This is a genomic window from Comamonadaceae bacterium OTU4NAUVB1 (assembly GCA_024372625.1).
Taxonomy (GTDB): domain Bacteria; phylum Pseudomonadota; class Gammaproteobacteria; order Burkholderiales; family Burkholderiaceae_C; genus Variovorax.
The window spans coordinates 297,076-309,843 of record CP099607.1 but is presented as its reverse complement, the minus strand read 5'-3'; the positions used below and the strand labels follow the sequence as shown (position 1 = coordinate 309,843).

General features: G+C 72.1%; 10 protein-coding genes and 1 pseudogene. 5 read left to right on the top strand and 6 right to left on the bottom strand.

What is annotated here, in order from left to right:
* Positions 1-35: 35 nt before the first annotated feature.
* Positions 36-1,286 carry a flavin-dependent oxidoreductase gene (locus NF681_21075; protein UST56098.1) on the bottom strand — a complete coding sequence of 417 codons (1,251 nt, stop codon included), beginning with the start codon at positions 1,284-1,286 and terminating at the stop codon, positions 36-38.
* 192 nt (positions 1,287-1,478) lie between these two features.
* Between NF681_21075 and NF681_21070 the strand changes: the two genes are divergently transcribed.
* The 3 genes from NF681_21070 to NF681_21060 all read left to right on the top strand — a co-directional run bounded on the left by NF681_21070 (position 1,479) and on the right by NF681_21060 (position 3,931).
* Positions 1,479-1,970, top strand: coding sequence for a DUF3237 domain-containing protein (locus NF681_21070; protein UST56097.1), 492 nt, complete (start codon positions 1,479-1,481; stop codon positions 1,968-1,970).
* Positions 1,971-2,072: 102 nt separating this feature from the next.
* Positions 2,073-2,912 carry a LuxR C-terminal-related transcriptional regulator gene (locus tag NF681_21065; protein ID UST56096.1) on the top strand — a complete coding sequence of 280 codons (840 nt, stop codon included), beginning with the start codon at positions 2,073-2,075 and terminating at the stop codon, positions 2,910-2,912.
* Positions 2,909-3,931, top strand: a complete 1,023-nt coding sequence (locus NF681_21060; protein UST56095.1) for a tripartite tricarboxylate transporter substrate binding protein — start codon at positions 2,909-2,911, stop codon at positions 3,929-3,931. The genes NF681_21065 and NF681_21060 overlap by 4 nt, the downstream gene beginning before the upstream one ends.
* Positions 3,932-3,979: 48 nt before the next feature.
* Here NF681_21060 and NF681_21055 read toward each other — a convergent pair whose 3' ends face one another.
* A complete protein-coding gene (locus tag NF681_21055; GenBank protein UST56094.1) occupies positions 3,980-4,963 on the bottom strand; it encodes a tripartite tricarboxylate transporter substrate binding protein in 984 nt (327 codons plus the stop codon).
* 205 nt (positions 4,964-5,168) lie between these two features.
* Here NF681_21055 and NF681_21050 point away from each other — a divergent pair, with 205 nt between their 5' ends.
* Both NF681_21050 and NF681_21045 read left to right on the top strand, forming a co-directional pair.
* A complete protein-coding gene (locus NF681_21050) occupies positions 5,169-6,833 on the top strand; it encodes a tannase/feruloyl esterase family alpha/beta hydrolase (GenBank protein UST56093.1) in 1,665 nt (554 codons plus the stop codon).
* A 168-nt stretch (positions 6,834-7,001) separates the two neighbouring features.
* Positions 7,002-8,564, top strand: coding sequence for a HAMP domain-containing histidine kinase (locus NF681_21045; GenBank protein UST56092.1), 1,563 nt, complete (start codon positions 7,002-7,004; stop codon positions 8,562-8,564).
* Between the two features lie 15 nt (positions 8,565-8,579).
* Here NF681_21045 and NF681_21040 read toward each other — a convergent pair.
* From NF681_21040 to NF681_21025, 4 genes and pseudogenes are all read right to left on the bottom strand, one after another.
* A pseudogene (locus tag NF681_21040) lies at positions 8,580-9,599 on the bottom strand (ornithine cyclodeaminase).
* An 88-nt stretch (positions 9,600-9,687) separates the two neighbouring features.
* Entirely contained in the window at positions 9,688-10,614 is a 927-nt protein-coding gene (locus tag NF681_21035; protein ID UST56091.1) for a carbohydrate kinase, read from the bottom strand.
* Positions 10,615-10,670: 56 nt separating this feature from the next.
* A complete protein-coding gene (locus NF681_21030; GenBank protein UST56090.1) occupies positions 10,671-11,609 on the bottom strand; it encodes an ABC transporter substrate-binding protein in 939 nt (312 codons plus the stop codon).
* Between the two features lie 79 nt (positions 11,610-11,688).
* On the bottom strand, positions 11,689-12,645 hold the full coding sequence (locus NF681_21025) for a ribose ABC transporter permease (protein UST56390.1): 957 nt from the start codon (positions 12,643-12,645) through the stop codon (positions 11,689-11,691).
* Positions 12,646-12,768 lie beyond the last annotated feature (123 nt).

Sequence of the window (12,768 nt, the reverse complement as noted above, 5' to 3'; positions counted from 1 at the left end):
CGAGCGCGGACTTCCGATCCGGCGCGACCGGCAGTTCAGACCGTGCGCAACCGCTCCACGTCGAAGCCCGCCACCCGCTTGTAGCGCGCCGCGATCTCCTCCAGCTCCGCCTGCGGGATGACCTCCTGGACTTGGCCGGCGAAGCCCTCCGGCGCCCGCTCCTCCGCCACCTGCATCACCTGCTCCGGCCCGTTCAGGCGGTTGCGCAGCACGATGCCGGTGGTCTTCGGCAGCCGGTCGGCCTCGTACTCCAGCAAGGCGTGTTCGATGGAACTCAGTCGCTTCTCGCGCAGCAGGCCCAGGCATTCCGCGAAATAGGCCGCGTCGACGATGGCCTGCGCGCTGCCGTTGGAGCCGATCGGGTACATCGCGTGGGCGGCGTCGCCCATCAGCGTGACGCGGCCGAAGGTCCAGCGGGGGAGGGTGTCGCGGTCCACCAGCGGGAATTCGTAGACCGCCTCGGCGCCTTCGATCACCGCCGGGATGTCGATCCAGTCCCACCGCCAGTCGGTGAAGGCACCGGAGAAGACGGACTTGTCGACCTTCTTGTTCCAGTCGGTGCGCGGCGGGGTGTCGCCCGGCACGCGCAGCTCGGCGATCCAGTTGATGCGCGAGCGGCCCGCGCGACGCAGGGGCTCGGAGATCGGGTAGCAGACGAACTTCTGGTCCTGGTGGCCGGCCATGAACATGGTGCGGCCGTCGAGGAAGGGCGTGGTCTCGGTCACGCCGCGCCAGAGCATGCGGCCGGCGAAGCGCGTGGGCGCGTCGTCCGGATAGAGCGCCTTGCGCACCGCCGAGTGGATGCCGTCGGCGCCCACCAGCACGTCGCCGCGCGCCTCGACCGTGCTGCCGTCCTCGCGGCGCAGGGTGGCGGTCACGCCGCCGGCGTCCTGCGTGAAGCCGGCGAAGGCATGGCCCAGCCGGATCGCGCCGGCGCCCAGGCGCGCCACGGCGGTCTGGTAGAGCAGCACCTGGAACTCGCCCCGGTGCACCGAGAACTGCGGCACCGGGTAGCCCGCGGCCAGCCCGCGCGGCTCGCTCCACACCGGCTGGCCGAACTTGTTGAAATACCGGAGCGACGAGGTCTCGATGGCGCGCTCGGCCACCGCGTCGCGCAGCCCGATCGATTCGAGCACCGCCACCGCGTGGGGCAGCAGGTTGATGCCCACGCCCAGCGGGCGGATCTCGCGCGAGGTCTCGAACACCTCGACCTCGACCCCCATGCGCTGCAGCTTCAGTGCCAGCACCAGTCCGGCGATGCCGGCTCCCGCGATCAATACCTTCATGCGTCGTCTCCTGCCGTGATTCCTGGAAACGGAGTGTGACGCGCCGCGCGGCGTGACGTGTCATCCCAGAAGCTGACAGGGCGGTCGTGCCGCCTTGTCATCCTCTGGGGGGACGCCGCCCGGCGACCGGGCGCCTTATCGTGGCCGTTCCGCCACCGCGCGTCCCCGCACCGCCCCCTTTTCCTTTTCGCCATGAACGACCGAGCCGATCCCGACGCCTTCTCCCTTCCCGCGCCCGCGCTGGTGCCCATGACACGCATCGTCTGCGAGGTCGGCGCGCTGACGAGCCTGGGCGCGTCGCCGCGCGGCGAGCGCCGCTACGTGCCCCTGGGCGGGGGCACCGTGCGCGGGGCCGAGCTCAACGGCCGCCTGGTCGAGGGCGGCGTCGACTGGCAGCTCAACCGGGCCGACGGCGTGCTGGAGATCGAGGCCCACTACGTGCTGCGGCTGGACGACGGCGCGCTGGTGGAGGTCCGCAGCAGCGGCCTGCGCCACGGTCCGGCCGAGGTGATGGCGCGGCTCGGGCGCGGCGAGGCGGTCGCCGGCGACGCCTATTTCTTCCGCACGCTGATCCGCTTCACCACCGGCGCGGCGCGCTGGGCGCACCTCAACGCGACCATGGCCATCGCCCGGGGCACGCGCGAGGCGAGCCGCGTGCTGCTCGACGTCTACCGCCTGACCTGAGCCCGGACCGCCGGCTTCAGGGTAAGCGCCAGTCGGCGGCCGGCGGCCGGCGGCTTAAGCTCGACCGAGGGGCGCCGGCGCGCGCGCCGGAGACACACGCACATGAATTCCTGGGGCCTGGAGCACGCCGACCGCACCGGCACGCACGCGGCGATGGCCGACGTCGTCGACGCCATCGGGCGGGAGCGCTTCGCCACCCGCGCGCTCGCCAGCCTGTCGCCCGTGCTGGGCATCGGCTCGTGGTCGGTGTACCGGCTGTGGCGCGACCGCCCGCCGGTGATGCACCTGTCGGCCAGCCACGGCGTGGCCGACACCACCGGCGAATGCTTCTCCATCTACCGCGACCGGCAGCTCTACCTGCGCGATTCGAGCTTCGAGGCGGTGCGGCGCGACGGCGTCGCCGGACGCGCGGTGATGCTGCAGATGCGCGCCGACGAAGCGCCCAACGTCGAGCATCGCGACGCCATCTACCGCCGCCACGGCATGGTCGAGCGCGTCTCGGTCGCGCGCGCCGAGCCCGACGGCTCGCTGCTGGCGGTCAACGCCTACCGCCACGACGCGGCGCGCGGCGCCGACGGCTCGCTGGCCGGGCGCTTCGGCGACATCGCCGCGACGCTCATCGCGGCCGTGGCGCGGCACGTCGAATGGACGCAGCCGCCGGTGCCGCCACCGGGGCCGCGCGAGGCCTTGCGCGCGCGCTGCCCGGCGCTGACCGACCGCGAACTCGACGTGCTCGAACGGCTGCTGCGCGGCATCACCTACGACGGCATCGCCGCCGACATGGGCCTGGGCGTGTGCACCGTGAAGACCTACCGCGCCCGTGCCTTCGACCGGCTGGGCATCCATTTCAAGAGCGAGCTGTTCGCGCTGTTCGTGGCGGCGCCGGCCGGCCGGCGCGTCGCGGCGACGGCGGTCGGTCTGAACGCGCGAGGGTGCCGATGAAACGTTTCTTTCCAGGGCGCGCCCCGGCCATGCCGGCCGCGCCGACGTCCCGGCGCCGCTGGCTGGGTGCCGCCGTGGCGGCCTCGGCGGTCGCCGCGCTGCCCGCCCGGGGCCAGACACGCCAGGCGACGGTCCGCCTCGTCGTGCCGTTCGCCCCCGGCGGCGGCAACGACGCCTTCGCGCGCCAGATGGCCGACGGCCTCGACCGGACCTTCGGCCGGGCCGTCGTGGTGGAGAACCGGCCCGGGGCCGGCGGCAACCTGGGCACCGAGGCCGTCCTGCGGGCGGCGCCCGACGGCGGCACGTGGCTGCTGGGCCACACCGGCACGGTGTCGATCAATCCGGTGCTCTACAAGGACCTGAAGTTCAACGCCGCGACGGACCTGCAGCCGGTCGCGATGTTCGCTTCGTCCGCCCTGCTGCTGGTGGTGCCGGCGACCTCGCCGATCCAGGACGTCGGCCAGCTCGCGCAGGCGCTGCGCCGGTCCGGCGGCGGGTTGAACTACGCCTCCAGCGGCGCCGGCACGGGCGGCCACCTGACGGGCGAGATGTTCATCCACATGCTGGGAGTCAGGGCGACGCACGTGCCGTACAAGGGCACGGCGCCGTCGCTCACCGACCTGGCCGGCGGGCAGGTGGACTTCAGCTTCAGCGTGATCCCGGCCGCGCTGGCGCTGGTCAGGGCGGGCAAGCTGCGGGCGCTGGCCGTGACCAGCGCGGATCGCCTCGCGCTGCTGCCCGACGTCCCGACGGTGGCCGCGTCGCGCATCGCGCCGCTGGCCGGCTTCGAGAGTTCGCTGACCTACGGCATCCTGGCGCCCAAGGGGGTCCCGGCGGCCGAGATCGACAGGTTCGGCGCGCAGATCCTCCAGGTGGCCGCGACGCCCGCGTTCCAGTCGAAACTGGGCATCGAGGGCGCCGAACCGATGCTGGGCGACGCGGCCGCCTACGCGCAGCGGATCCGGCGGGAAAGCGAGAAATGGGGCGCCGTGGTGCGCAGTTCCGGCGCGACGGTCTGAGGGACCGCCGGCGCGGCCGGCACGGCCGGTCCCGGCGCGGCGGTTCGCTCAATCGGCCTTGAAGCCGGTCGCCTTCACCACGCCCGCCCAGCGCGTGGCCTCGCTCCTCACCATCCGCTCGCTGTCGGCGCGGCCCGTGCCGGCCAGGGTGAAGCCGGCTTCCTGCAGCACGCGCCGCACCTCCGGTGCCTGCAGGGTCGCGACCGCCGCCTGACCCAGCGCGTCGAGCGTGGCCGTGGGCGTGCCGGCCGGCGCCATCAGCGCGAACCAGGCGGAGAAGTCGACCTTGGGGAAACCGGCTTCGGCCATGGTCGCCACCTCCGGCAGCAGTGCCGAGCGCGCCGCCCCGGTGGTCGCCAGGGCGCGCAGCTTGCCCCCCTTGATCTGCGGCGCCGCCAGCGCGGTGGTCACGAAGGCGGCCTGCACGTCCCCGGCCACCAGCGCGGTGATGGCGTCGCCGGTGGCGCGGTAGTGCACCGGCTCGATCTTCAGGCCGGCCTCGGCGGCGAACACCTCGGCGCCGAAGTGCCCCGGCGTGCCGGCGCCGAAGGTGCCGAAGTTCACGCGCTCGCCCTTGGCCCGGGCGCCGGCGACGAGTTCCTTCACGCTGCGGTAGGGCGAGTCGGGCGGCACCACCAGGATGAAGTCCGAGCGCACCAGCTCCGACACCGCGACCAGCTCGCGCGCCGGGTCGTAGGAGAGCTTGGTGTACGAGGCCGGGGCGATGCTGATCGATCCCACCTCGCCCAGCAGCAGCGTGTGGCCGTCCGGCGCGGCCTTGGCCACCGCCTGCGCGCCGATCTGCCCGCCGGCGCCGGCGCGGTTGTCCACCACCACCGGCTGCCTGAGCAGTTCGCCGAGCTTCTGCCCGACGGTGCGGGCGACGACGTCGGGTCCGGTGCCGGCCGGGAAGCCGACGATCAGGCGCACCTGGCGGTCCGGGTAGGGCGCCGCCTGGGCGAGCGCCGCCACGGGCAGGGCGGCGGCCGTGGCCGAGGCGAGGGTGAGGGCGAGCAGGTGTCGGCGCAGCATCGGTGGTGTCTCCAGGGCGGGTCGGGACCTCCGGGGTCCCGTGGTTCTTCGAGTGGTTCCGAGTCTCCGGCACCCGGGGCCCCGGCGTTGTCATCCCTGAGGACGACACCGGCGCGCGGCCGGGCGCGCTGTCATCTTCTGGGATGACCGCCCCGCCGGTCCCGCGCCGTAACGTCCGCCGACGACGAACCCCGGAGACACACCCATGACCTTCCCGACGATCCGATCCTCCGCCGCGGCGCTGGCCGCCGCGGCGCTGTGCGCCTGCGGCGGCGGTGGCGACGACGCGCCCCGCCCGGCGCCGCTGCCCACCACCTCCAGCCTGGTGGGCGAGTGCGAGGCCCTCGCCGGCGCGCGCCTGCCCGAGACCACGCTGACCGGCGTCGCGGTGGCGCAGGGCACGGTCGTCAACGGCGTCACGCTGCCGGCGCACTGCGTCGTCCAGGGCCGCATGAACCCGCGCACCGGCGTCGACGGCAAGGCCTACCACACCGGTTTCGAACTGCGGCTGCCCAGGACCTGGAACGGGCGCTTCGCCTTCCAGGGCGGCGGCGGCAACGACGGCGTGGTGCGCCTGGCGATCGGCGCGCTGGCGGGCAACGACGCCTCGTCGGCGGCGCTGCAGACCAGCGCGCTCGCCAAGGGCTACGCCGTCGTCACCACCGATGCCGGCCACCAGGTGACCGACGCCAGCTTCGGGCTCGACCCGCAGGCGCGCATCGACCATGCCTACGCCGCCTACGACCGCGTGACGCTGGCGGCCAAGGCCCTCATCGGCCAGGCCTACGGTCGCGGCCCGGACCGCTCCTATTTCGTCGGCTGCTCGGGCGGCGGCCGGCAGGCCCTGCTGTTCCCGCAGCGCTTTCCGGCCTACTTCGACGGCGTGGCGGCCAACGCGCCGGCCATCAAGGTCGCCAAGGAAGCCTCGGTCGCGTCGACGTGGAGCGTGCTCACGTACGACGCCGTCGCGCCCACCGACCCCGCCAGCGGCCGGCGCATCCTGAGCCGTGCTTTGTCCTCCCAGGACCTGGCGCTGGTCTCGGACGCCGTCGTCAGGCAGTGCGACGCGCAGGACGGCCTGGCCGACGGCATCGTCGGCGTCAACCCGTCGGCCTGCAGCTTCGACCCCGCCGTGCTGCAGTGCACCGGCGCGAAGACGGACGCCTGCCTGTCGGCCGCGCAGGTCGGCGCGCTGAAGCGGGACTTCGCCGGTCCCAAGGACTCGACCGGACGTTCGCTCTACGCGAGCTGGCCGTGGGACAGCGGCATCAAGGGCGCCGACTGGCGCAACTGGCGCCTGGGCACGTCCACCACGCCCACGCCCAACGCGCGCAACCACACGCTCATCGCCACCGACGCGATGCTCAAGGAGTTCTTCACCCCGCCCGCGCCGGCCTTCGACGTCTACACCTTCAACTTCGACACCGATCCCGCGCGCATGGACGCCTACGCGGCGATCTACAACACCACCTCGACCGACGTCGGCGCGTTCCGCGAGCGCGGCGGCAAGATGCTGATCGTCCACGGCACCAGCGATCCGATCTTCTCGGCCAACGACTCGATCGACTACGTGCGCAAGCTCTCCGACGCCAACGGCGGCGACGCGGCGACGCGCGACTTCGCGCGGCTGTTCCTGGTGCCCGGCATGAACCACTGCTCGGCCTCGGGCGGTCCCTCGACCGACGTCTACGACGCGCTGACACCGCTGGCCGACTGGGTCGAACGCGGCATCGCGCCCGACCGCATCGTCGCCAGGGCCGCCGCCACGGCACCCTGGCCCGGCCGCACGCGGCCGCTGTGCCCCTACCCCCAGGTCGCGACCTATGCCGGCGGCAATGTGGAGGACGCCGCGAGCTTCGCCTGTCGCTGAGCCCCGCACGTGGGGAAACCCCCACCTCGCCCGGGGCCGAAGTGCGCGAAATGAACGCTGGGACGCATTATTTTGAGAGGATGACCGACGGCGCGGCGTTGCGGCATTTGACGCATTGACAATGTGGTCGCGGCCGGTGATGCACTGGCGTCAACACTCCTTCTCCACGTGCGCTTCCGCCTTCCATCGACCCGCCAGTCCTTCGGACTCCTCCGACTGCAGCACCGGTTCACATCGGACTCGGGACTGCAGCCGATCGAGCCGCTGTCGCCGGACGACCGGGCGGCGTGCACCGCCGGGCCCGCGGCGCCGGCCGACGATCCGGTCCTGGGGCCGCTCCTGGCGCCGATGCCGGCCATGGCGCCACCCGCCCCTGCGCTCGACGAGCGCGCCCGTTCGATCCAGACCGGTCTGCTGACCATCTTCCTGCGCGGCAGCCGCTTCCGCCAGAACGTCGGCGGCACCCTGATGGTGATCTTCGTGGTCTGCTGCTGGGGGTACGCGAGCACGCCCGGGCTGCTGCTGTGGCTGATCGCCGGGCTGTCGGTGCTGGCGCTGCGCCAGCGCGCGGAAGCGCGCTACCTGCGCAGCGGCGCGTTCGAGGACGGGGAGGCCCCGGTGGCGTTCGTGCGAACGATGCGCCCGATCTACGGCCTGCACGGGGCGATCTGGGGGGTCTCGCTGGTCTTCAGTTTCGACCGCATCCCGGTCTACAACCAGCTCGGCTGCTGGCTGGTGCTGGCCTGCGCCGCCTCCGCGCCGCTCACCAGCGTGGCCCTGGTGCCACGGCTGCAGCACGCCTACACGAACACGCTGTTCTCGATCGTCGTGGGCGTGATCCTGGTCATGACGGCCACGCGCGAGTCCAGCACCGACGTGCCCCACTACCTGCTGCTGGGCATCTCGGTGTTCTATTGGTGGCTGCTGGGCCACTACGGGCTGGGCATCCACCAGAACCAGACCGAGCAGTTCGGACTGCAGTACGACGTCCAGCAGAAGGCGCGGGAAGCCCGCGCGGCGGTCGAGACCAAGGACCGCTTCCTCGCCGCCGCGGCGCACGACATGCGCCAGCCGGTCATGGCCCTGTCGCTCTACGCCGAGCACCTGCTGGCCTACCCGGAGATGCAGCCGGAACTGGCCCCCAAGATCGCGGCCGCCAGCCTGGCGGTCAAGCACATGTTCGAGTCCCTGTTCGACCTGGCCAACCTCGACAGCGGCCAGGTGATCCTGCAGGTGGAGAAGGTGCGCACCGCCGAGGTGCTCGACAGCCTGGGTGTCCAGTTCGGCCCGCTGGCCGCCGCCAAGGGGATCGAACTGCGCGTGCGCGGCGTCGCCGCCGTCATCCGCAGCGACTCGGTGCGGCTGCAGCGCATGATCGGCAACGTGCTGGGCAACGCCATCAAGTACAGCCCGCCCGGACGCCGCATCCTGCTGGTCGCGCGTCCCCACGGCGACGGCGTGCGCGTGCAGGTCTGGGACCAGGGACTGGGCATTCCGGCCGGGGACATCGACCGGATCTTCCAGGAGTTCTACCGGGTCGACCGCGCCGACGCGCCAACGGTCGACGGCATGGGGCTGGGCCTGTCGATCGTCGCGCGCCTGTCAAAGGTGCTCAACGCCCGCATCCACGTGCGCTCGACCGTGGGGCGGGGCACCTGCTTCACGATCGACCTCGGCGACGTCGACGACGGCGACGCGTCCCTGCACACCACCACGCTCGACGTCGGCTGAACCCGCGTCAGTGGCCGCGCCGGCCCGGGCGTGGCGGAACAGGTCCTTCGGATCGTCGGTCGTCGGCACCAGCGCGATCGTCGTGCCGAGCCCGTGCCGCTCGGCCTGCGCCAGCACGTAGCGCAGCGTCGCGTGGTCCTCCAGCGCGAAGCCGACCGAGTCGAACACCGTGACCTCGCGCTCGTCCCGCCGGCCCGGCGCGGTGCCGGCGAGCACGCGCCAGAGCTCGACCACCGGGAAGTCCGCCGGCAACTGCTGGATGTCGCCCTCGACGCGCGTCTGCGGCTCGTACTCGACGAACACGCTGGCGCCGCGCAGCACGTCGGCGTGCAGCTCGGTCTTGCCGGGGCAGTCCCCGCCGACGGCGTTGACGTGCATGCCCGGCTCGATCATCTCCGGCACGAGGATGGTGGCGCGCGACTTGTCGGCGGTGGCGGTGGTCACGATGTCGGCGCCGCGCACGGCCGCCGCGACCGAGCCGCAGCGCACCACGCGCAGGCCCGGCCACGGCGCGAGGTTGCGCGCGAGCCGGTCGGTGGCGCGCGGGTCGACGTCGAACACCGCGAGTTCCTCGATGCCCAGGTGGAGATGGAAGGCCAGCGCCTGGAATTCGGCCTGCGCGCCGTTGCCGATCAGCGCCATGCGCCGCGACCCGGGCCGCGCCAGCGCGCGCGCGGCGACCAGCGAGGTCGCGCAGGTGCGCAGCGCGGTGGCGATGGTGAGTTCGGACAGCAGCACCGGCCGGCCGGTGGCGACCTCGGCCAGCACGCCGAAGGCCATCACCGTGTAGAGGCCCCGCGCGGTGTTGCGCGGGTGGCCGTTGACGTACTTGAAGGCGTAGGTGAGAGAGCCGGCGACGGGCATCAGCTCGATCACGCCGACCTCCGAGTGGGCGGCCGTGCGCGGCGACTTGTCGAAGTCGTTCCAGCGCAGGAAGTCCGCCCGGATGGCGTCGGCGAGCTCGCCGATGAAGGTGCGCAGGCCGATCGATTCGATCAGCCGCGACATGGTGGGGACGTCGACGAAGCGGGTCATGGGGATCCTCCGGGTGCGAGGCCCATTGTGGGCCCGCTGCCGAGGGGCCTCGCCGTGGCGCGCGCGGCGCCCGCGGTCCGGGCCGGGTCTAGTCCAGTTCGGCGCGCCGGGGCATGTCCGCGCCGCGCCGCGAGCAGGTGATCGCGGCCGCGCGCGCGGCGAACCGCAGCATGGCCTCGAGCTGGGCGGCGTCGAGCGCCGCGACGGCGGGGGCCGTCAGCAGGTCGCGCTCGTCCAGCCAGGTCAGGAAGGCGGCCTGGAAGGTGTCGCCCGCGCCGACCGTGTCGACCACCGCCACGCGCGGCGACGGCGCCGTGACGCGGGTCGCGCGCGTCCAGGCGGTCGCGCCGTGCGGGCCGCGCGTCACGATCACGAGCGCGGCGCCCTGTTCGAGCCAGCGCGCGGCGACGGCCTCGGGCGTCTCGTCCGGGTAGAGCAGGTCCAGGTCCTCGTCGCTCGTCTTGAGCACGTGGGCGAACTGCACCATGTATTCCACGACGCCGCGCCAGTGCGCGATGTCGGGCTCGACGTTCAGGCGCACGTTCAGGTCGTAGGCCACGAGGCGCCGGTCGCGCTCGCGCGCCGCCAGGGCGCGCAGGGCGCTGCCCACCGGCTCGACCGCGAGCGCGTAGGAGCCGAACTGCAGCGCGCGCGTGTCGGCGGGCAGCCGGGGCAGGGTCTCGTTGGTGATCTGCCGGTCGGCCGCGCCGTCGCCGTGGAAGGCATAGCGCGGCACGCCCAGCGCGTCGACCAGCACCATGCTGATCGTGCTGGGCGCGTCGTTGCGCAGCACCAGCGACGTGTCCACGCCCTCGGCGGCGAGCGAGGCCATCAGGCGCTCGCCGATGGCGTCGCTCGACAGCCCGGTGAGAAAGGCGACCGGCCGGCCGAGCCGGGCCAGTCCCTGCGCCACGTTGAGCGGCGAGCCGCCGATGCGCGCATCGAGGCTCAGGCCGGTGGGCGTCTGGGCGCCCGTGTAGACATCCATCAGTGCTTCACCGCAGACCACGAACATGGCGCTTCTCCCCGGGTTGTGTGTAGGTGCGAACGATCGACGAGGGCGGGGGCCGCTCAGCGCGGTGCCGACCAGCCCTTGTAGTCCTTCACGTTGTCGCGCGTGATCAGGGTCGAGGGCAGCAGCGTCATCGGCGCGGCCGGCTTCTTGCCGTTGATCAGGTCCTGGCCGATCTCCACCGCCTTCTGCGCGATGGCGTAGGGGTCCTGGCTGGCGGAGGCCTGCACCTGGGTGTCGCCCTTGAGCGCGGTCTCGATGTCGGGGGCGCCGTCGACCGAGGCGATGACGATGCCCTTGCGCTTGAGCTGGCGCGCGGCCAGGTCGATGCCCACGGCCTGCGGGTCGTTGATGGCGAACACGGCGTCGATCTTGGGGAAGCGCGTGAGGTGGTTCTGCATCACGTTCAGGCCACCCTCGCGCGAGCCCTTGGCGTCCTGGTCGTCCGACAGCACCTTGATGTCCGGGTTCTTCTTGAACACCGACTTGCAGCCGTTGACGCGGTCGATCACGGCAGAGACCTGCGGACCGTTCTGGATGATGACGTTGCCCTTGCCGCCGAGCTTCTCGACGATGAACTGGCAGGCGATCTCGCCGGCCTGCACGTTGTTGGTCTGCACGGTCGCGTCGGCGCCGTTGGCCGCCACGTCCACGCCCACCACCACGATGCCGGCCTTCTTGGCCTTCACCAGCGCCGGCTCGATGGCCTTGGCGTCCACGGCGTTGACCAGGATCAGGTCGGTGCCCGCGGCGATGAAGCCGTCGATCTGCGAGAACTGCTTGTTGAGCTCGTAGTCGGCCGACAGCATCGTGACCTTGGCGGCCGGGTTGAGCTGCTTGACCTTGGCCTCGGCGCCCTTGGCCAGCGAGACGAAGAACGGATTGCCCAGCGAGCCGAGCGTGATGCCGACGTTCTTGATCGGCTTGTTCTGGGCCTGGACGGCGGGGGCCGCGAGGGCGGCGGCGATCACGGTCAGGGCGAGGATGGTGTTGCGCATGGATGTCTCCTGGGAAAGGCGGGGAACGGGAATCGGGGAAAACAGAAACAGAAACAGAAAGAGGACGGGGACGCGGTGCTCAGGTGCGGGCGGAGCCGCGGCGGCGGTAGCTGTCCAGCGCCACGGCGCCGATGATCACCAGGCCCTTGACGATGTACTGCCAGATGTCGGAGACGCCCATCAGGATCAGGCCGTTGGTCAGCACCGCGATGATCAGCGCGCCGATCAGCGTGCCCAGGATGGAGCCGGTGCCGCCGACGAAGCTGGTGCCGCCCAGGATGACCGCCGCGATGGCGTCGAGTTCGTAGGACGCGCCCAGCTGCAGGCCGTTGGCCGACTGGAGGCGGGCCGAGGCCATCACGCCGCCCAGGCCGGAGAGCAGGCCCGAGGTGCAGTAGGCGAACAGCAGCACCGCCCACACCTTGATGCCGGCCAGGCGCGCCGCCTCGGGGTTGCCGCCCACCGAGTAGATGTTCAGGCCCAGCACCGTGCGGCGCAGGATGAACCACGACACCGCCACCACCACGAACGCGATGATCACCAGCGACGGGATGCCCAGCACCTCGCCGTCGCCCATGAAGGCGAAGGGCAGGTTCGGGTTGGAGATGGTGGCGTCGTTGCCGATCAGCCGCGCGATGCCGCGCACCGCCGTCAGCGAGCCCAGCGTGACGATGAACGAAGGCAGCTTCACGAAGGCGATCAGCACGCCGTTGATGAGGCCGAAGAGCAGGCCGCAGGCCAGGCCCGCGGCGATGCCCAGCATCCCGAACTCGGGGATGTTGGACACCAGCATCGCCACCACCGCCGAGGCCGCCAGGATCGAGCCCACCGACAGGTCGATGCCGCCGGTCAGGATGACGAAGGTCATGCCCGCGGCCAGCACGATGTTGATGGAGGCCTGCTGCGTCATGATCGACAGGTTCTGCAGGCTGAAGAAGGCTTCGCTGGCCAGGCTGAAGCCGATGCACAGCAGCACCAGCACCGGCAGCATGCCCAGCGCGCGGATCAGGTCCTTGCCGGTGGTGGCGCTGCTCATGCGCGGGGCGCTCGGCGTCGAGGGCGTGGTGGAGGCGTCCACCCCGGTGAGGGCGTTGGAGGTCGGTTCGGTCATGGGAATCTCCGGGTCTGTCTTCGTTGTCGGATGGGGAGCGGGGTCGAT

Coding starts and splice junctions, on each gene's coding strand:
- NF681_21075 (UST56098.1), bottom strand. CDS start 1,286: ATGAAGGTATTGATCGCGGGAGCCGGCATCGCCGGACTGGTGCTGGCA.
- NF681_21070 (UST56097.1), top strand. CDS start 1,479: ATGAACGACCGAGCCGATCCCGACGCCTTCTCCCTTCCCGCGCCCGCG.
- NF681_21065 (UST56096.1), top strand. CDS start 2,073: ATGAATTCCTGGGGCCTGGAGCACGCCGACCGCACCGGCACGCACGCG.
- NF681_21060 (UST56095.1), top strand. CDS start 2,909: ATGAAACGTTTCTTTCCAGGGCGCGCCCCGGCCATGCCGGCCGCGCCG.
- NF681_21055 (UST56094.1), bottom strand. CDS start 4,963: ATGCTGCGCCGACACCTGCTCGCCCTCACCCTCGCCTCGGCCACGGCC.
- NF681_21050 (UST56093.1), top strand. CDS start 5,169: ATGACCTTCCCGACGATCCGATCCTCCGCCGCGGCGCTGGCCGCCGCG.
- NF681_21035 (UST56091.1), bottom strand. CDS start 10,614: ATGTTCGTGGTCTGCGGTGAAGCACTGATGGATGTCTACACGGGCGCC.
- NF681_21030 (UST56090.1), bottom strand. CDS start 11,609: ATGCGCAACACCATCCTCGCCCTGACCGTGATCGCCGCCGCCCTCGCG.
- NF681_21025 (UST56390.1), bottom strand. CDS start 12,645: ATGAGCAGCGCCACCACCGGCAAGGACCTGATCCGCGCGCTGGGCATG.